Raw genomic sequence first — 19,171 nt, forward strand, 5'->3', positions numbered from 1 at the left:
GCATGTTGAAAAATTTATTTTCATTTCTAAATCATTGGCGCAAGAACAATCCTCATTTACGTGGATTTACCAGGAAGATATATCATTCCGATTATTTTCAGAATAGTATGGCTGTCCAATGGCTATGCAGAAAGACTATGAAGAATACTATGGCACTCGGCCTCCGATTTCCAACGCTTTTCTCAATAGAGGTAACTAATATATGTAATGCAGCCTGTGTTATGTGTCCAAGGGAGTCTCTAACACGACCCACAGGGATTATGTCCAATGATATTTTCAAGAAGATAATCGATGAAATAGCTGAAATTGGAAGTGAGGTTATTGCAATCACAGGGTTGGGAGAACCGTTAATTGATAAAGATTTGGAAACTAAAATTAAATATGCAAAACAACGAAACATACGAATTGTACAACTTTTTACAAATGCGGCTTTGCTTGATGAAGAACGCACTGAAAAATTAATCAAAGCTGGCCTGGATAATATCATCATCAGTACAGATGCCGCAGACAAGGAAACCTATGAAAAGATCAGGCTTAACCTCCCCTTTGAGAAAGTGGAAAGAAATATTAAAAATTTTATTCGTATCAGAAATGCATTAAAAGTTGAAAAACCGAAAATCAAACTAAATATGACTGTCTTCGGTGAAAATGTGCATCAACGTACTTATTTCCATAGGAAATACAAAGACTATGTTGATGGAATCCATTTTTCTTATGCGCGTCAGTGGGGCGAAGACAAGTCTACATTTTCAAAGAGTGATACTGTGGTGAATAGATATATGTCTAAAACACGCGTTTACCCGTGTCCGCTACTTTGGCTGCATTTTAATGTTTTCTGGGATGGTAGTGTACCATTGTGTTGCATGGACTTTGACTGCACCCATCCTCTTGGCCAAATCAATACGATGAGCATTAAAAACATATGGCATGGAAATAAATTAAATAGTGTGCGCGATCAACATAACATGGGGAAATCTAACGAAAACAAACTTTGTAAGGACTGTATGTATTACATATCATGGTTTAGCGCATCGGTAGCTGCAAAGAAAAAAGAGTTCGTCGTGTAGGATGAAAAACAGGAAAACATAAAATATTGAAAGTTTATTATGTTAGTGATATTATTTCACTAATCTTTTAAACTTGGTAAACATTATGTCACTCCTTGTATAAACCAATTTCTGAGATGTTTTTAATACCTGGAAAATATTTTGTCGTGATTAAGGCAACAATAGATATTGAAGTTAGATAAACTCTTGTTTTTTATATTTTAAAAAAGGGGAAAAAGGATATGAAGACAATAATAACAATTTTTCTGTTCACAGCTTTTGTATTTATTGGCGTTACTAAAAAGGTTAATGCTATGACCTTCGGTATTGAATATGCCAATCCGGAATGGACAAGCTTTGTAGATTTTCCTAAATGCGCTAAAAGATTTGCCAACATAGATGTTCACGCTATGAAAATCCATGATATCTTATGGCGGGATATAGAACCCAACCCTCCTGTGAATGGAGTTCACAGTTATCATTGGGACGGATTGGACAATCTCATCAGGATTTTTCAGTCAGAGGGTTTCACAGACATCGAAGTACTTTTGCAGAGCACCTCTTCCTGGGGAATGAGATCGCCCTTACCTAAGGAAAAAAAACTTATGAAAAGAAACCCCAGAAAAAAGCTCAAACCTTCTCTACCTCCTCATAAAAAACATAAACAGGATTACTATGATTATATTTATAACGTTGTAGAGAGGTATGACGGTGATGGAGTTAAGGATATGCCAGGGCTGAGGTATCCAGTTTCTCATTGGGAGATTGAAACGGCGGCACAGGGATCATTTTCCTGGCTTGGTACTGTAAAGGAGTACATACAGATGCTTCAAGTCGCGTATAGTGCAGCAAAGTCTGCTAATCCCAACGCCACAATAATATTGAGTGGTATTGAACTGGGTGACCTTCCGAGCCCAACCGTTGATATCAAAAAGAGAATCGAGCAAATAAAGGTTTCTGGTTTTTTATCAGGCATTAAGCGTGCCATGACCAAAAAAATCTGGACCAAGTGGTCTGATTTTAATATTGATATGCTGGAAGCCAAAGAGTTCTTCGATGTTGTAGAGTTTCATGCCTTAGAAGATTATCTAGCGATGTATACAACAGTAAACTGGATAAAAAAATTAATGACACGTTATGGCTACAATAAACCAATTCAGGCTGGTGATGCGTCAGCAGTCCCTACATTTGATATGGGCCCGGTTGCCTCGCATCCACACCCCTTTGCTCCCTTAAATATTAAACAAATCATTAAAATATTAGCAAATAGAGACCATCCCAGACATAATGAAATCTACTCATGGTTTAGGGCTGAGCAATCCAGGCTGGTTGTTAAAAAATCGTTAGCTGGATTAGAACTTGGACTGGAAAAGATCAATTTTGGAATATTTACTGACAGCCCAACCGCATGGTCTGATAAGATGAAAAAAAATGCGCATAAGAATACCTTGCATTATAATTGGGCTCTAGGAGGGTTTATGGACAAAGATTATGTTCCACATCCTGCCTATTACACATACAAGCTTACCGTAGAGAAATTAAAAAATGCGAGATTTGTCAAACGGCACAGTCTCGGATCCGGAGTTTATAGCTTTGAACTCTCATCACGGAATACCCCCCTATTTGTAATATGGAGCGAAAAGAATGTCAGGGAAAGGGTATCTGTTGGCTCCTCATTTAATAAAGTAAAGATTACACATATTGTTACAAAATTTAATGAGCAAACTCCCTATTCTGAGATAGTAGAGGTAAATAATGGAAACGTTACTTTAGATTTGACAGAGGATCCTCTCTTTTTGGAACCCTTTTAAAAAAATGGCTCAGTTAACCTACTACAGGAGCATACAACAGGACAATCCTCACTATTCTTTAGTCAACATTTGCCTTTATGCAACACTAATATTTATACCAATGAAAAGGCTGGCAACATTGGGGTGGTTAGGGCTACCTGTTGAACTCACATTGGCCAAGCTGTTTATTTTATTAACGCTTCTCGTATGGGTATTCCAATTATTGTATACCAAAGACTCTTCTTTTCTGAGTTCACCATTTAAAAGGATTTTAAATACTGCAATTATTTTATATCTGTTTGCCGCTTGCCTCTCTCTTCTAAATGCGACTGAACCGTTTGCAGGTATTGCGCCTGTTGCCAGAAGACTTATAGTTATTCTGATCTATTATTTAATAATAAATATTGTACGTGATAACAAGTCTCTTCGTATTAGTATTATTGCTCTTATTATTGGTAATATCCCAAACATATTAGGTGGTATTTATGAACTGATTAGCCATCAACCAATAATTGATAACAGATTGCTTATTTCTCAAGATGAAGATGCCGGTGTAGAAAATTCTATTGCTGCATTTGGTGGATATATCCGGGTGCAAAGCTTCCTGTTAGATCCTGATATATTTGCCTATTTTACTATTCTTATAATGGGTTTAGTCCTTGCGTCTCTCTTTAGTACTTTTTTTTTCAGATCCAAGCTGATATACACATTGTTGGTTTTGTTAGTTACTATGCATATTATCAATGTTTTTGCCGCTTCGTCCAGGGCAGGTTGGTTAGGGTTATTTGGTTGTCTGGTTACATTTTTCTTATTTATGCGGATAAAATATAAAGCCCTGCTATTAGCTGGTATTACGGTCATTACGATAATACTTTTTACAGGATTGGCCTTGTTGTCAGAAACTCCTATCCTGAGTAGATTAATGGGTGAATCCGGTCATCACTCGATTTCACAGAGGGAGGAAGATGCCAAACTTGGAATGACCACATTTAAGTCTGCTCCTATTCTGGGAGTTGGAATGGGTAATGTGGAAATTGTTCGACATCGTTTTTTCAAAACCGTTCCTGGATATCTTGAGAAACCGTGGATTAAATACTTTACTAATGGTTACATCCAGATTCTCGCGGAGTGTGGCCTTATCGGCCTTTGTTGCTACTTATTGATTGTTATCTCTTTTATTATGATGATGGTGAAAGTAATCAGACACTCTACCAATAGAGGACAAATGACCTTGGCCTTGGGGATATTAGCATCTTTTTCTGGACACCTTATTATGTTAATAGCTTACAACCTTCATGATAGTGAGATTGTGTGGATTCTTACAGGTTTTGGTATGGCCTTATATACGATAAACGAAAAGGAAACATCTTCTACTATCAACCAAAAAACTCCTCCTTCATGGGTAGGGACAATTCTTTATCCACAGAAAGAGAAGTAATAATTTCATTTTTTTAGTGATAAGATATGGTATTATACATATCTATAGAGTTATCTCTTGTTGTATTTTTAGTTTGTTCACTTTTTTATAAACTTACCGAAAAACCCGGGATGCCACAAAACCGAATCCATGAACAACTGAGTAGAAAGAGAACAGGCACATCCTTTGCTGATCTGCATGAGTGGATGTGTGGATCTAAACTTACTTGTAAAGAGTATGAGCAAAGGCATACTATTATTAATATCCTTGATAATATACCATATGTTAGAAAACGTTGGGGAGAAACGGGTGTTCAAGAATATCTATATCATTTTCACGATGATTTTGAACGAAACAAGGCTATCAGATTAACAAATTTTTTTATGAAACTACCCCTGGTTAGATCAATTTTGAAGTCTACTGCAATTATTTATGATTTTATGGCGTATCTTTTTATTTCAAAATAACCTTTTATCTCTCAACACAAATATTTATACTCAGATTCTGTTGAATGGAGAGAGTATACGAAAATGTCTATTGATATAACTATTGGTATAATTACATGGAAGGCAAAGAAGCTGCTGAAACAGTTATTGGATTCCATTCAGACTAATGTTAATAGTGTTAACCATGAGGTAATAGTACTGGATAATCAATCAGCAGATGGTACGGTAGAGATGTTAGAAAGTGATTATCCTGATATCAGACTTGTCAGAAACCCAACTAACGAAGGTGTTGCGCCAGCGAGAAATAAGATTTTCAGTCTGGCACAAGGAAAATATATTGTCATTTTAGACGTTGATACTGAAGTGCTCCCGCGATCCATGGAGACCCTGTTGGATACTATGGATGCTCATCCAGATGTAGCGATTGGAGGCCCGAAACTGGTCTATGGAGACGGTAGACTTCAATTATCATGTAGACCATTCCCTACTCTTTTCAATATAATAATTGAAGGTACATTTTTAAAGAACTGGTTCCCGAAAAGTAGTTTTGTCAAAGATTATACTATGGAAGATTGGGACCATACTGATATGAGAGAGGTTGACTGGATGTATGGAGCATGCTTGATTATTAGAAGAGAAAGCCTTTCGACAATAGGATTTTTTGATGAAAGTTTCTTTTACCTTTATGAAGATGTTGACCTTTGTTTCAGAGCCAAAAAACTGGGGTTCAAGGTAATGTATATACCGGAAGCAACGGTAATACACTTTCTCGAAAGAGAAGAGAAAGGCCTGTTTCATCCAAGGATCCGTAGTCATATAAAGAGTGTTTTCCGTTACCTTGTCAAGGATTATTACGGATTTGCACGAGTTAAATGCAGGCTGAATAGTAAAAAAGCTGAGGTTAAATAAGTTAACAAGTCAGATGCAGAATGTAACAAAACGGAATCAAGAATCTTGACTCTAAATTTTATATATTAAATTAACGTCACTCCAGACATTGCCCCCTGTTGAGGTTTGTGCAAAATGTACTGGTGGACTGAAGGGATTGTCTTGCTGTGAATTGTAATCTTTGTAACTCAAATAAGATTCATAGAAAATATACTCTTACTGAATTTGATGTGCTTCAATGTCAGAATTGTAATCTGGTTTTCCTCTCTCACATACCTGATGAGGAAGAGCTAAAGGAACTTTACTCTTCAGATTACTATCGGGAAAGAGAAAAATACTACTTTGACAATATAGTAACAAATCCGGAGAGTGGAAATTTCGATGAAAATATTGAAGCATTCTCCTCTGGACTTGAAAAATTAAATTCCATGAAGACTGGTAAGGGAAAACTTCTTGATATTGGATGTGGGCTGGGGATTTTTCTAAATATGGCAAAGGAGGACGGTTGGAGTGCGTGTGGAGTTGATGTATCACCATATGCGGTAAAGTACGCAAAGGAGAAATTCGGCCTGGACGCGCACAATAGTGGTGTATTGGGGAACATTGAATTTCCATCTGAAACTTTCGATGTAGTAACTCTATGGGATTCTTTAGAACATTTCCCTGATCCTTTAGGACAATTCAGAGAAATTCACAGAGTACTAAAAAAAGATGGTTTTGTTATGCTGAATGTTCCTAACGAGACATCCCTTATGAGAACAATCGCAAAATACTTATATATTACGACAGGAAGTTTTTTTAAATATCCTGTAAAAAAACTATATCATAATTATCATCTTTATTATTTTGATATGGTTGCCGCCGGAACACTTCTGAAAAAAAGTGGATTTGAAATCTTCCTGGTTGAGAAGACAACAATTCCGACTGTAAAAGCAAGGGGTTCATCCCTTGAAAAAGGTGTGGTAAAAATACTTTCAAGTCTTGAAAAAAGTTTTGGCATGGAATACGAATTACGTATAATAGCAAAAAAAGCTTACGTGAACGATCAGAATGAGGAGTAACAATGGATAATAGAAAAGTTTTTCTTTTGGGTCTGGACGGAGCGACATTTAATTTGATTTTACCATGGGTTTCCGATGGTGAACTACCAGCATTTTCAAAATTTATCTCTGAAGGTGTATATAGCGAGTTAGAATCTGTGCCCAACCAAAGGAGCGCTGCGGCATGGACATCATTCATGACAGGGAAAAACCCAGGCAAACACGGCATATTTGAGTTTTATGAATACCTGCCGTCAACATATAATTTACGTTTTATTAACGGGAAAGCCAGGGATGGAGATAGCCTATGGAAAATATTAAGCAATAACGGAAAAAATGTTGGAATAATCAATGTGCCAATGACGTATCCCGCTGAAGATGTAAATGGTTTTCTTATAGCCGGACTTGACAGCCCCAGTGTTAAAAGCAGGAACTTTACGTATCCAGAGGATCTTTACAACACCCTACAGGAAAAATTTGGTGACTATATTCTCGAACCGGGACTTACAGGCGCAATTGTTGGCGGAAGAATTGAAGACGCTATTGAGTTGATCAAGGTTGAGCTTACACAGAAAATGGACATAAGCCGTTACCTCATGAGTACGTACCCATGGGACTTTTTCACGGTAGTATTGAGAAGTCTGGATGCCGTACAACACTGTTTCTGGAAGTATATGGACATTTCGCATCCACATTATAATGTTTCAGAGTCGAGAAAATATGAGAAAACTATTCTCAATACGTACAAAATGATAGACCGTTTTCTGGCAGAACTTATGGAGATATTAGATGAAGATACCAACTTTATAATAATGTCTGATCATGGTTTTGGACAAAAACACCCAGCTACAAATCAGTTGAATCAGTGGCTTGAAAGTAAGGGTTACCTCGCATATAATAAATCTCCGCAAAGCGGTTCCTCAGGTTTACTGGGTAAATTATACAGAGGTGTTGTTGGCAGAACTCCCAGAAAAACAAAAGAGTGGTTGTGGGAAACATTTCCATCTTTGAGGGACAAAGTACAGACACGACTCTGTTTTGCAAATATGGACTGGTCTAATACTCTGGCGTACTCAGATTCACTTTTCCCTAATGTTAGAATTAATTTAACGGGGAGAGAGTTGCACGGAACAGTAAAATCTAAAAAAGAGTATGAAGATTTAATTAAAAAACTGGTTACTGAACTGAAAGAGCTAAGAGACATAAATACTGGGGAAAAGATAGTGAAGGATGTTTTCAGAAGAGAGGAAATTTATCATGGGAAATATGTGAACAATACTCCTGATCTCCTTTTAAGGTGGAGGGAAGATATCACTATTTCAGGTATCAGCATAGAACAGTCAACTGAAACAAAACCCACTACTCCATTCATACCGGGAGAAGATTACCGTGTAATTAGTGGTGATCATCAGTTAAATGGTATTTTTATGGCTAGAGGTAAAGGTATCAAAGATGGAATAAAACTGGATAAAGCCAACATTATGGATATTGCTCCAACTGTTCTGTATCAAATGGGAGTGTCAATCCCGGATGAGATGGATGGGAGTGTACTTTCTTCAATATTTTGTGAGAGTTTTCTGGACTCCAATACCGTTGCCTATAAACACAACAACTTGGATGGAGCTGAATCCCGTGATTTTGCAGAATATACAGAAGAAGAAGAGAAGGAACTGGAGAACAGGTTAAGAGGATTGGGATATATTGAATAAGAGGGTAATTTTGTGAATAACAATGATAAAATAAAAGATGATTCGGGCCGGATTCAAACTATTCATGAATCCGAGAAAAACTACTTTGACAATAAGGCACAGACAGAGAGCGAGGAGTTTGAAAAAGGAGGATGGTTCGTTGACCATACGCGTCACAAGGCAGTCCTTAAGATTTGGGGGCTTGATGAAAGTCTAAATGGCAAGAAAGTTTTGGAATGTGGTTGCGGAACAGGATTCTTTACTACGCTTCTCGCTAAGATAGGAGCGGAAGTCTGGTGTTTCGATCTCTCTTCAAAATGTGTTGACTTAACAAAGAAGAGGGCTGAACTTAACAAAACAGGTGACAAGATCAATGCGAGAGTAGCTTCTTTTGAAAATATGGATTATGAAGATGAAAGTTTTGATATCGTTTTGGGGAAAAATATACTCCATCACATTCCGGATATTGATGCAGCCGGCAAACAAATCCGGCGTATACTGAAGACCGGAGGAAAAGCTGTATTTTACGAGCTTAATGCCAGCAACCCGATCCTGATTTTCTTCAGAAACCACATAATTGGAAAAACTCGATTAATACCTAAGCTTGGCACGCATGATGAACACCCTTTAACAGCTGATGAAGTGGAAAAACTGTCCAGGATATTTAATCATCGTTGTAAAATAAGTTATCCAAAGTTTCGTTTTTTTGGCAAGTTTGACCGGCAAGTATTTCAACAGCGTTATAAACCAATCTCTTTCTTTCTTGAAGGAATAGACAATATGATTTACCTTTTTTTTCCTCCATTGAGGAAATATAGTTACAAGATACTACTTGAGTTTGAAAAGTAAGAATGAACTGAGGCAACGATATACAAACAAAACAGTCTATTAATAATATGCACTGAAGTATTCCCGATTTTTTGAATCAAGCATGATGTCCATGGATATATGGATACTGACTATGGCCTTGAGTTGGAGTCAAGCAGCGGTAAGATAATTTAACAAAGTGAATCGGCATTTTGGGTCAATAACAAACGTGGAATAGTTCCGTAAGCATCAAAAAAACTACAACTTATGGTTCCATATCTGAAATAACATGCCTGGGACGCTCTTATACCGATATGTCTATGCGAGAGTGATTGCCATTTTTTCTACTATGTTTACTAAAATAATAGTGCAGGAATAGAATATTGAGGGTATTTTGAAAGATACTAAAGGCAGTGTTAAAAATGTGATTATGCTCTTTAGCATGAGTTTTCTTCCTTATCAAGGGCGCTATATGAGGGTATACAATGAAGCAACGTCACTTGTTAAAGCGGGTAAAAAAGTTACTATAATTGCATGGGATAGAGATTGCAAGTCGCCCAGAGAGGAAGTGATTGAAGGAGTACGGATTGAAAGGATATGGAGTAGGGCCGGATTCCAGCGTGGTCCATCTAATCTGTTTAGTGTAATCATGTTCTATCTTCGACTCTTCCCCAGACTTTTCAGGAAAAAATTTGATGCAATACACTGTTTTAATCTTGATACCATATTTCCGGGATTATTTATTGCCAAGATAATGGGCAAGAAAGCGGTGCTTGATCTTTGTGAACCGAATTATTATACAAACTGGTCAAATCGGTTTAGTTTTTTTATATCTCTCCTTCAATACTTTGAGCGGTTTTTTTCCCGGAAATTTGATTATCTATTTGTTCATAATGCTTACCAGATTAAAAAATTTCGTGAGTACGGTGTAAGTAATATAGAACTGATAGGTTCATATCCAAATAGTTCTTTGATAAAAGAGAAGGTTAATGTTCAAAAAGGAAATAACGGCAAAGTAGTAATTGGCAGATTAGGCTCCATATACAAGAATAATGGAATTGAAGAGATGATAGATGCTTTTAAGAAATTGAAAGAAGTTTTGCCTAACGTTAAACTACTGTTGGCGGGAAGAGTTTTTGAGGAGTTTAGAGAAGAGTTCGATAGTATCGTCTTGCCGCTTGGTGATGCAGTCGAGATTATTGGTGAGTTCTCACCGGAAGATTTACCCGCACTTTATGATAAAACAGATATTTCTCTCCAACTTTCCAGACGAACTGATTGGTTTAAGGACATTACACCTACTAAGTTTTTTGAAACTCTGGCATGCGGTGTACCGGTTATAACCTCTGACATTGGTGATTTGAGGGAGATTATTGAAACATGTAACTGCGGAATAGTTGTAGATGAAACCAGTATTGAGAGTGTTTTTTCCGGAATGAAGAGTTTGGTTGAAGACCCTGTCTTACGATTGAAAATTGCGGAGAATGGTTTGAATGCGGTAAAGGAACAATATAACTGGCACATCATGGAGCAGAAGATCATTAAGGTATATGAGACTTTGCAGGCCAACAGTTGAATTAAAAGATAATAAATATCCGGAGGAAGTGCAAGAGTGGGAGTATTACGTTCTTTATCCAAGATTTCGCAATTTAAATACGGTTCAAAGCGCCAAAGCCCCTTGAATGCGGCCCTGAGACATTGTGTTACTTTCTTACAATATAATAGCTGCAAGAAGATGATCAATCTGGCCGTAGTACTAGTGCAGTTTTATTTAAAAAGGCCGATAGTTAAAGGGTATCCTTTCATTTTAAAGGTGGAACCTACTACAAGGTGCAACCTGAGATGTCCCGGATGTATTGCGCATGGCACAGATTTTCCCATAGAAGATGGAGATATGTCACTTGATCTGTTTAAGAAGCTCTGTGATGAAATGGGTGATTATCTTTATAAGATATCACTATACATAACAGGAGAACCCTTATTAAATAAACAACTTTACGATATGATTGAATACGCTACAAAAAAACGTATTGGCACCGTTATCAGTACCAATTTCCACATCTTCAATGAGGAGAAGGCGGAAAAGATGATATCTGCCGGTCTAAGCCATATTATAATATGCATTGATGGAGTAAGTCAGAAAATTTACGAAAAGTATCGCATTGGGGGTAAACTTGATAAGGTCTTAAAGAATATTGAGATTTTGACACGAAAAAAGAGAGAGATGGGAAGCAAACTGCCTTTTATTGAAATACAAGCCGTTCAAAATGAATACAACGGTGAAGAACTCCCTTTAATCCGGGAAATGTCGGTAAAGATGAAAGCTGACCGTTTTACCACACGTGAAGACTTGCGAGACTATAAAGATGCTACACATGACCGTACATGCTTCTGGCTATGGTTCACTTCTCTTATAACAGAAAGAGGCGTTGTGATTCCCTGCTGTGCGTCCGCCTGGTGGAGTACAGATAAAAAAGAATTTGGCAATATCAGTACCAGTCGCTTTAAAGATATATGGAATAACGAAAAGTATAGAACGGCAAGAGAAATATTTCATAGAAATGGAAAAGCAGCCGGGCAGAATAATAATTTTAATCCACTTTGTGAGGGGTGTACTATTTTTAGATGCCCAAGATAATAAAATGAAAAAATACTTAATTATAGGTGCAGGCCTTTCTGGTCTGAGAATTGGACAACTTTTAGCATTAGATGGTAATAAAGTAGATATCTTTGAAATGGAGGATGAAGTTGGAGGTCTGATGAAGACCAGAGAGAAGGAAGGATTTCTTTTTGATATAGGTCCTCATATTTTTTTTAAAGACTATGCGGAGGAGTATAAAAAACTTATCAGTAATGATTTGCATAATATCAGAGTGTTGTATGGCGTAGGTTTCAGCAATAAAGACATAATTTCTCCTATACGTCCAGTCAACTTGCTTAAAAATCTTGGTATCAGGAAAAGCCTGCCATTGGTTGCAGATGTAATGTTACACAAAATGAGCAAAAGCAATGAAAATGCTGAAACACTGAATAACGCTGAAGATTGGGTAATTTCCAACTTTGGCAAAAAGGTGTATGAATGTTTTTTTAAGGATTACATTCCCAAGGTGATGGGCCTTCAGGCATCTAAGGTCACAGAGGATTGGGGAACGGAAAGACATAAGTTCTATAAAGAACACAACCTCTCTCAGAAGTCTTCAAAATTCCTGCTCAATTTCATCTTTAATAAAGAAAACAAGGGTGGCTACCTGGATGTCTACTATCCGGAAAACGGAGCTCAGCAGGTACCTGTGGCAATATGCGAGGAGATCAAGAAACTTGGTGGTAAGATACATTTAAAGACTAAGGTTGACAGGATAGAAATAGCTGATAGCAAGGTTACCGGGATAGTAATTCAAAAAGAAGGTGGCATTGAAGAGAAGATTAATACCGGCAATGATACTGTTGTAATAAATACAATGCCAATCACCAACCTGTTTAGCTCAATAATGACTCCTGATGCAAATAGTGACGCTATAAAAGGAATCTCATCTAACCTGAAATACAGAAATCTCTGGCTGTTTAATTTTATACTTAAGAGGGATAAATTAAAGAATAAAGCCCAGATATATTTTCCGGAGAAAAAGTATATATTTAAACGCGTATATGAACCAAATAATTTACTTAATGATCCTGTTAGAAACGGCAAGACTGCAATATGTGTTGAGGTATGCTATAACGAGGGTGATGAAGTAGAGTCAATGGGAGAAGAGGCATTGTATTCACGAGTAATGGAAGGATTAAAAGATTTCTATAGTATTTCCGATGAAGATGTTCTTGATATGTGGAGTATGAGAGTGCCATACTCTTACTCTATATATAATTTAGGTTACAAAGAGGTGTTGTTAAAAATGGTAGAATATCTTTTTGAAATAGACAGTCTTATTTCATTTGGAAGGCAGGGCTCATTTAAATACAATCATATGACTAACAGGGTGATGGATTCCTGCAATTCATTACAGAAATTCTTAAAGTCTGGATCTGCCAAAAAGAACTTTTTAACGTCTCCTGATTGTAAATCCGATTTTTTTTGAGAAAGAGCAGATTCAGGTTTTTCTGCCTGGAAGTGTTTTATTTACAACCCATTGCCAGGCGATTAAGATTCGAATTTAATGGTGTTCTCCATCATGTAGTATGAATGGGCAATGCATGGTGTATCAACGATACAGACCGTGAGTTATTTGTTGATAGATAAATATGCGTTAACGAGTAATATCGCTTATAGTGTCATGCATGTGGTATCATGAATAATCATTTCAATTTACCTTTTTCAACTTCGGTTGGCAACTCTTTTAAAGCTATTTGGCAATCAGGGTGCCTACATATAAACAAATAATGAATTGTGATTTTCTTATAGTTGGTGCTGGTTTTGCCGGAAGCGTTCTTGCTGAAAGGCTTAACTCAATTGGGAAAAAGGTCATACTTATAGACAAAAGAGACCATACAGGAGGCAATTGCTGTGATTATTACGACAGCTCAGGTGTATTAGTCCATAAATATGGCCCTCACTATTTCAGAACAAACTTTCAGGATGTAAAGGAATATCTATCGAAATTTACAAGTTGGAGGAAGCATGAATACCGGATAAGGGCAAGTATAAACGGCTTATTATATCCATTACCAATTAATAGAGATACCCTCAACAATTTTTTTAAGATAAACCTCAGAACAGAAAAAGAAGCAAAGGAATTCCTGAATTCCAAAAGGAGCCCCATTAAAAACCCAAAGAATGCAGAAGAACAGGTACTTGCCTTTGCGGGAAGGGAGATTTACGATGCGTTCTTTAAAAATTACACAACAAAACAATGGGGCATCCATCCCAGAGAGTTGGATGCATCAGTCACTGCAAGAATACCGATAAGAACTAACACTGATGACAGATATGTTAATGATCTATTTCAAGCCATGCCTGAAGACGGTTATTCCAAAGTATTTGAAAATTTACTGAAAAACATTGAGGTAATTCTGACCGCAGATTTTAAAAGAGTAAAACATCGAATTAAATTCAAAACGCTGCTTTATACTGGACCAATTGATGAGTTCTTTGATTATAAATACGGAAGATTACCGTACAGAAGTTTGCGGTTCAGATTTGAAACACACAATAAAGAGTTTTACCAGGATTGGTCTCAGATAAATTATCCTAATGATTATAAGTATACAAGAATTGTAGAGATCAAACACGCGACAGGACAGATAATTCCAAATACGACTATTGTAAAAGAATATCCTTGCGAAAAAGGGAGTCCATTTTATCCAATACCAAATCCTGACAATCAAAAAATCTATTTAAGATATAAAAGAGCTGCGGAAAAATTAAACAATGTCTATTTTATCGGAAGATTAGCACAATACAGATATTTAAATATGGATCAGATTGTTAAAGAAGCTTTAGATTTATTTAAAACGCTAAAAAATAAATACCAATTGTAATGTTTAAATAAAGCATACGCACTCTTAGGTGTATATTTTTTTAGGTAAAAAAAGCAGAAGAGATGTCAGTAAAAGATTAATTATTTCCGATTTTACCACCATGTAAACGGTAAATCTTGACTTCGGGATGGATGGAGTTTTTTCTAAATTCTATAAGTGAATCTTCATATTGAAATGTTTTTACAAGACGGCACTCATTCTCTAATGATCTGAAAAAGTTATAAAATGCCGGGTATTTAACCCTGTCTTCTTCTAAAGAATAATTGTCTCCGGTTTTCTCCCTGGAGACAACAACGTAATCAAATCCAATTTTTTTGTATTCACTTATAGTCAGCACTCCTAAACGTATAATCTCTATAGAGTGCTGTCCTGGATAATTTCTCAAAAATCTATCAGGACAATAAAAATATTCTATATTATAGGATGGTTCCCGGATATTTTTCATTTTAATCTCCAACGTTTTTAACGCATTTCCATGATAATCTTGTATTGTGTTAATTTTAGCTTTATATCTTAAGAATCTTCTGTATAAACTTACCTTGCTTTCGTTTAATGGTATTACGCCATGCGTACTCCCCTTTCCCTGTAATAATATGTGAGAGCCGCGGGGTATATTTTTTTCAATCCAATCTTTCGCCATTAAACGAGTATCTTTCCGCAAAAGCTGCTTATTGTGCTTAATTAGCCATAAGGTGTTTGGTAATAGTAATACAAGGATTATCAGTAAGAAAATCCACTGCCGTACTTTCTCTTTGAAGAATAAGTTTTCTAATAAATAAATTAAAAATCTGGAAGCCAGTAGTAAAAGCACAGGATAGGCCATGATGATCATTCTGGGCAAAGAAAACACCAGTAACGGTTGGACCACAAAAAAACCGGCTAACAGTGATAAGAGTAGTTTGTCCTTTATGTCTCTCTTGTAGATGGCGAAGAGGACACCTGCCACAGATAAAACGGCGAATGGTATTCCCATAGTAAAATCAGCACAAAACAAATTGATTATTTGATAGTAGAAACGCATTGCATATCTTTTTAATGTTGCAACTATTACACCACCATATGTATTTGTCGTATCGGTGTTCTGGTTTTCAAACACATCATGGGTCAAATCTGTATTCAGACTTGGCATTGAGTCAAACATACTTCCAACATTCACATTGAAAATTATTTCTTTCAAACTAGCATGATAATCGATAAATGTATAAGGTGTACATGTTACAAAAATGAATAAAGCAGGAATAAAAGACAATAATAATCCTTTTTTTGTAGAAATGTGGATAGCTTGATTGATAGCTTTGTGATTTCTCCTCCTTATTACTATAGCCATCAACAAAGGCATGACAAAGAAGATCATAGTATATTCAGTAGCAAGACCCAGGCCAAGGCTAACACCAGCCAGGACATAATCCCTTTTTCTACAATTCTTTAAAATATTAAAGACAAAAAAAATGCACAGGATTCCAAAGAATGTGGCTATGCTCCTGATTCTAATTGTCTGTGATTCAATGATATGGAGGGGTGTCACAGCCAGCATAAGTGCAGCACAAATGGCTATCTTATTACACCAAAATCTTTTACCAATTAAAAAAACCAGAATAATGGTTCCTATCCCAAAGAGTAAAGATGGCATCCTGCCTGCTACCAGGAAAGGAACCAGATTGTTAAAGAAAAGTATGCTGAAATCATCTAGTGAGTGTACAAAACCAAATAAGAAACTAAATATAAACAAAACTGCTTCAGTAAGAAATGTAATATAATAAGAGAGAGCCGGATGGGTGAAATAATGAGGATTTATATCACCGGCACCAAATTTCATTGCTTGTGCCAGATACCGCAAAGCGTCACCGGAAAATTCTAAAGGGTAGAACAAACCGGGGAGCCTTACAAGAATGGCTAATGGTACTATGGCAAAATAAAAGGTAAAATTTAATTTTGTAAATATTTTCATAATACGTAAAGATTACAGGTTTGAGAATTAAGAATATTGATTAAATTTAAATTCCCAGTTTTAAGCAAAGGAATTAAAAGGATAATTGGTGTATTTCATAACATGATATACATATTATATAATTTCTTGTAAAAGGTGTTTATATAATATGGGAACTATTGCTGGATACAATACGAATGAAATGTAACTTCACCTTAGATGAGTTGAATTATGTTCCGTAGAAAAAGGGTTATAAAATACACTATCGTTTTTCTCTGTTTATTTCTCTTCAATTTAATGGTATCGCATCAAGCACGGTGATTTCTACTTTCTTTGATTCACTGATGCCATTTCCATCATCAACGGTAAACACTACGGTATAGCTGCCACTCTGAGAAAAACTGGGTACCCACCAGAAATTCTTACGGCTTCCCCACGTTTCTCCCCGCTCACCAAATGAAGCTCCCTCTGGTATACCTGTTGCGGTATAGGTTATAGAGTTATTCATATTTCCTGTCTCTTCATCATCTTCAAGCTCGTTCGTATGCGGAGATATCAAGACAAGTTCACCTTCACGTACTGTGATATCTTGCAGACCGCTGAGAGTCAGTGTACCGTCACCTTCTGCATCAGAGCTATCGGATACTCTTACGATAAAACTGAAGCTTGCCTTTCTGCTTTCATTGTCTGTCACTGTCAGATTTGTAAAGTAATTACCAGTAGAATATCTGTGAGCAGTTATTTTTCTTGTAGCATTTCTGGAACCGTCACCAAAATCCCAGAGATATTCTAAAGACCCTCCGTCCAGATCAGTAGAAATTCCGGTAAAATAAATGAGAAATAATGGTGATATGCCAAACGGTAGATATGTTGGGCCATAATCCCGTATTCCGTCATTATCAAGGTCTCCATCTGCCTGGAGGTTGAGTATCCATGCTATGGCAATTGGATCTGTATTAAACGTATCGAGTAAAGAGTCCGCAACACCCAGGAAAGCAATATCTACGACAAAATCGGGAATGGTTAAGCTGTTAATGCCGGAAGCAAATACTACTTCACCAAGCTTCATACCTGTTGCAGGACTAATCCAATAACCTTTGCCAGAGAAAGGGAAGTTGTACGTTGCAATTTTTTCCGACAAAATATTTTTGTGATTGTCGTAATGATGAAAGTACATGCCAACTTTTTCTTCCGAGGTTAATCCATATGCCCGCATTAATTCGTCATCGAAAAGTTCTACTTCTGACATTCTCAAGTCGTTCTGGATTACCATATTTGAATACCATTGCAGGATATGAACATATTGCCGCTCTATAGGGCCGAGATAGATATTTGCCGCAAGTCCGGAATTTGCATTAGTGGAACCACTGTTATTCCAGAAAATAAGGCTGATTTCGTTAAAGAAGGCTGTCCAGCTTCGAATACGCATACCTAATGCAGAGTCAGTCATCCAGTTACCTGGCTCTGATTCAGCGGAACTATTACCATGTTCACCAACTATTACCGGTTTGTTTTGTAATTTCCAGAGTTTTGCCTGCTGCGATGTTACTTTGTCCGAATCTAACACGTTTTCATGGAGATACCAGTGTGGTGTGTTGATTTCTATCTCGTTTAATTCGGGTTGTGGAAAACTTGTTGTGATTAAGTGATTGTATGGATCCCACTCTCTTAAATATCCGGCTACTGTTTTGATCCAATCAGCATAGGCAGATCGTTCATTCTGAAGCTCCCAGATGTCAATATACGCTCCCCATCGGTTTATAACATAATCTATAAAACAAAACAGTTCTGATTGCGGTGGAACGTCGGAATTATTCGGAAGCAGATACCCGAACAGACCGAAGAAAATTCGATAGTCATTTGTTCGTAATTGTTTCATTAACAGATCAAAATACATTGCATTATCTTTGTAATAGATGGATAATGACTCATCAACCAAATCAGGTGAACAGTTACTCTGAGAAAAACGAAAAATATTAAATCCGGCCTGATTATAAGACTGTAAAAAGATATCCGTGCTGATTTTACCGCCAAATACCCCACTACGATCACCACCGTCCATCTGCTGGATGTTATTTGTTGATATACAAGTATTAAATCCGATCGGAACAAATGGTTCTCTGTTTTCAAACTGAAATCTAAAGGGATTAACCGGGTTCTGTCTCAGAAAACCTGGATTGCTTCCTTCAATAACGTTAAACGTACCGTTTCCTGTTGTTTGACTTCCCGTCGGAATATAGGTGAAAGAATAACTGTATGTCCAGATTCCAGACTCTTCAGGTGCAAACCTTACCTTCCACAAAGAATTATCCACTGCAATGGTATCGTAATAGAAGCCATGGATCTCTCTTATCTTACCGGAGGGAGAAACAAATTCTACCGTAATATCTATATCAAAGAAATTGTTCTGTTCTCCATAGTCTGCAGGATGCTCAAATGTCATTTCAAAAATATCGAATTTTCCCACTTCAGCAGGCTCTACAAGTTCCGGAGAGGTATAATGCACTTTCACTGACAGATCCTTTTGATCAACCGGTGTTGTTGATGCTGCATTCACAAGACCAGGTATTGTCATAAAAATCAGTAATACGAGAGAGAGGTTAATCAACTTTTCATTGATATACATTTTTTTCACTCCAGAATTAATTTT

The 19,171-nt window shown here is 36.8% G+C and carries 14 protein-coding genes; 12 read left to right on the forward strand and 2 right to left on the reverse strand.

Going from position 1 to position 19,171, the window contains the following annotated elements; all coding sequences use genetic code 11:
* The first annotated feature begins 2 nt into the window (after positions 1-2).
* From SCALIN_RS07090 to glf, 12 genes are all read left to right on the forward strand, one after another.
* Positions 3-1,067, forward strand: coding sequence for a radical SAM/SPASM domain-containing protein (locus SCALIN_RS07090; RefSeq protein ID WP_096893781.1), 1,065 nt, complete (start codon positions 3-5; stop codon positions 1,065-1,067).
* 221 nt (positions 1,068-1,288) lie between these two features.
* Complete coding sequence (locus SCALIN_RS07095; protein ID WP_096893782.1) at positions 1,289-2,857, forward strand: hypothetical protein; 1,569 nt, start codon at positions 1,289-1,291, stop codon at positions 2,855-2,857.
* A gap of 100 nt (positions 2,858-2,957) precedes the next feature.
* Complete coding sequence (locus SCALIN_RS07100; protein WP_162532194.1) at positions 2,958-4,274, forward strand: O-antigen ligase family protein; 1,317 nt, start codon at positions 2,958-2,960, stop codon at positions 4,272-4,274.
* A gap of 26 nt (positions 4,275-4,300) precedes the next feature.
* On the forward strand, positions 4,301-4,720 hold the full coding sequence (locus SCALIN_RS07105; protein WP_096893786.1) for a hypothetical protein: 420 nt from the start codon (positions 4,301-4,303) through the stop codon (positions 4,718-4,720).
* A gap of 63 nt (positions 4,721-4,783) precedes the next feature.
* Positions 4,784-5,608 (forward strand): glycosyltransferase family 2 protein, encoded by an 825-nt coding sequence (locus tag SCALIN_RS07110; protein WP_096893788.1) that lies wholly within the window; start codon positions 4,784-4,786, stop codon positions 5,606-5,608.
* 146 nt (positions 5,609-5,754) lie between these two features.
* Positions 5,755-6,648, forward strand: a complete 894-nt coding sequence (locus tag SCALIN_RS07115; RefSeq protein WP_096893790.1) for a class I SAM-dependent methyltransferase — start codon at positions 5,755-5,757, stop codon at positions 6,646-6,648.
* Between the two features lie 2 nt (positions 6,649-6,650).
* Positions 6,651-8,336, forward strand: a complete 1,686-nt coding sequence (locus SCALIN_RS07120) for an alkaline phosphatase family protein (protein ID WP_096893792.1) — start codon at positions 6,651-6,653, stop codon at positions 8,334-8,336.
* 12 nt (positions 8,337-8,348) lie between these two features.
* Positions 8,349-9,164: a class I SAM-dependent methyltransferase gene (locus SCALIN_RS07125; protein ID WP_096893794.1), complete on the forward strand. Its 816-nt coding sequence runs from the start codon at positions 8,349-8,351 to the stop codon at positions 9,162-9,164.
* 352 nt (positions 9,165-9,516) lie between these two features.
* Complete coding sequence (locus SCALIN_RS07130) at positions 9,517-10,698, forward strand: glycosyltransferase family 4 protein (protein ID WP_096893796.1); 1,182 nt, start codon at positions 9,517-9,519, stop codon at positions 10,696-10,698.
* Between the two features lie 36 nt (positions 10,699-10,734).
* The gene (locus tag SCALIN_RS07135) at positions 10,735-11,760 is read left to right on the forward strand and encodes a radical SAM/SPASM domain-containing protein (protein WP_133111741.1); all 1,026 of its coding nucleotides are present in this window, start codon (positions 10,735-10,737) and stop codon (positions 11,758-11,760) included.
* A gap of 4 nt (positions 11,761-11,764) precedes the next feature.
* Positions 11,765-13,195: an FAD-dependent oxidoreductase gene (locus tag SCALIN_RS07140; RefSeq protein WP_162532195.1), complete on the forward strand. Its 1,431-nt coding sequence runs from the start codon at positions 11,765-11,767 to the stop codon at positions 13,193-13,195.
* A gap of 301 nt (positions 13,196-13,496) precedes the next feature.
* Entirely contained in the window at positions 13,497-14,594 is a 1,098-nt protein-coding gene (glf, locus tag SCALIN_RS07145) for a UDP-galactopyranose mutase (protein ID WP_096893801.1), read from the forward strand.
* A 76-nt stretch (positions 14,595-14,670) separates the two neighbouring features.
* On the opposite strand, the gene SCALIN_RS07150 is transcribed toward glf, so the two are convergent.
* Both SCALIN_RS07150 and SCALIN_RS07155 read right to left on the reverse strand, forming a co-directional pair.
* Positions 14,671-16,542, reverse strand: coding sequence for a glycosyltransferase family 39 protein (locus SCALIN_RS07150; protein WP_096893803.1), 1,872 nt, complete (start codon positions 16,540-16,542; stop codon positions 14,671-14,673).
* Positions 16,543-16,810: 268 nt separating this feature from the next.
* The gene (locus SCALIN_RS07155; protein WP_133111743.1) at positions 16,811-19,147 is read right to left on the reverse strand and encodes a DUF5060 domain-containing protein; all 2,337 of its coding nucleotides are present in this window, start codon (positions 19,145-19,147) and stop codon (positions 16,811-16,813) included.
* Positions 19,148-19,171 lie beyond the last annotated feature (24 nt).

The organism is Candidatus Scalindua japonica, assembly GCF_002443295.1.
GTDB classification, from domain to species: domain Bacteria; phylum Planctomycetota; class Brocadiia; order Brocadiales; family Scalinduaceae; genus Scalindua; species Scalindua japonica.

Coding starts and splice junctions, on each gene's coding strand:
- SCALIN_RS07090 (WP_096893781.1), top strand. CDS start 3: ATGTTGAAAAATTTATTTTCATTTCTAAATCATTGGCGCAAGAACAAT.
- SCALIN_RS07095 (WP_096893782.1), top strand. CDS start 1,289: ATGAAGACAATAATAACAATTTTTCTGTTCACAGCTTTTGTATTTATT.
- SCALIN_RS07100 (WP_162532194.1), top strand. CDS start 2,958: ATGAAAAGGCTGGCAACATTGGGGTGGTTAGGGCTACCTGTTGAACTC.
- SCALIN_RS07105 (WP_096893786.1), top strand. CDS start 4,301: ATGGTATTATACATATCTATAGAGTTATCTCTTGTTGTATTTTTAGTT.
- SCALIN_RS07110 (WP_096893788.1), top strand. CDS start 4,784: ATGTCTATTGATATAACTATTGGTATAATTACATGGAAGGCAAAGAAG.
- SCALIN_RS07120 (WP_096893792.1), top strand. CDS start 6,651: ATGGATAATAGAAAAGTTTTTCTTTTGGGTCTGGACGGAGCGACATTT.
- SCALIN_RS07140 (WP_162532195.1), top strand. CDS start 11,765: ATGAAAAAATACTTAATTATAGGTGCAGGCCTTTCTGGTCTGAGAATT.
- glf (WP_096893801.1), top strand. CDS start 13,497: ATGAATTGTGATTTTCTTATAGTTGGTGCTGGTTTTGCCGGAAGCGTT.
- SCALIN_RS07150 (WP_096893803.1), bottom strand. CDS start 16,542: ATGAAAATATTTACAAAATTAAATTTTACCTTTTATTTTGCCATAGTA.
- SCALIN_RS07155 (WP_133111743.1), bottom strand. CDS start 19,147: ATGTATATCAATGAAAAGTTGATTAACCTCTCTCTCGTATTACTGATT.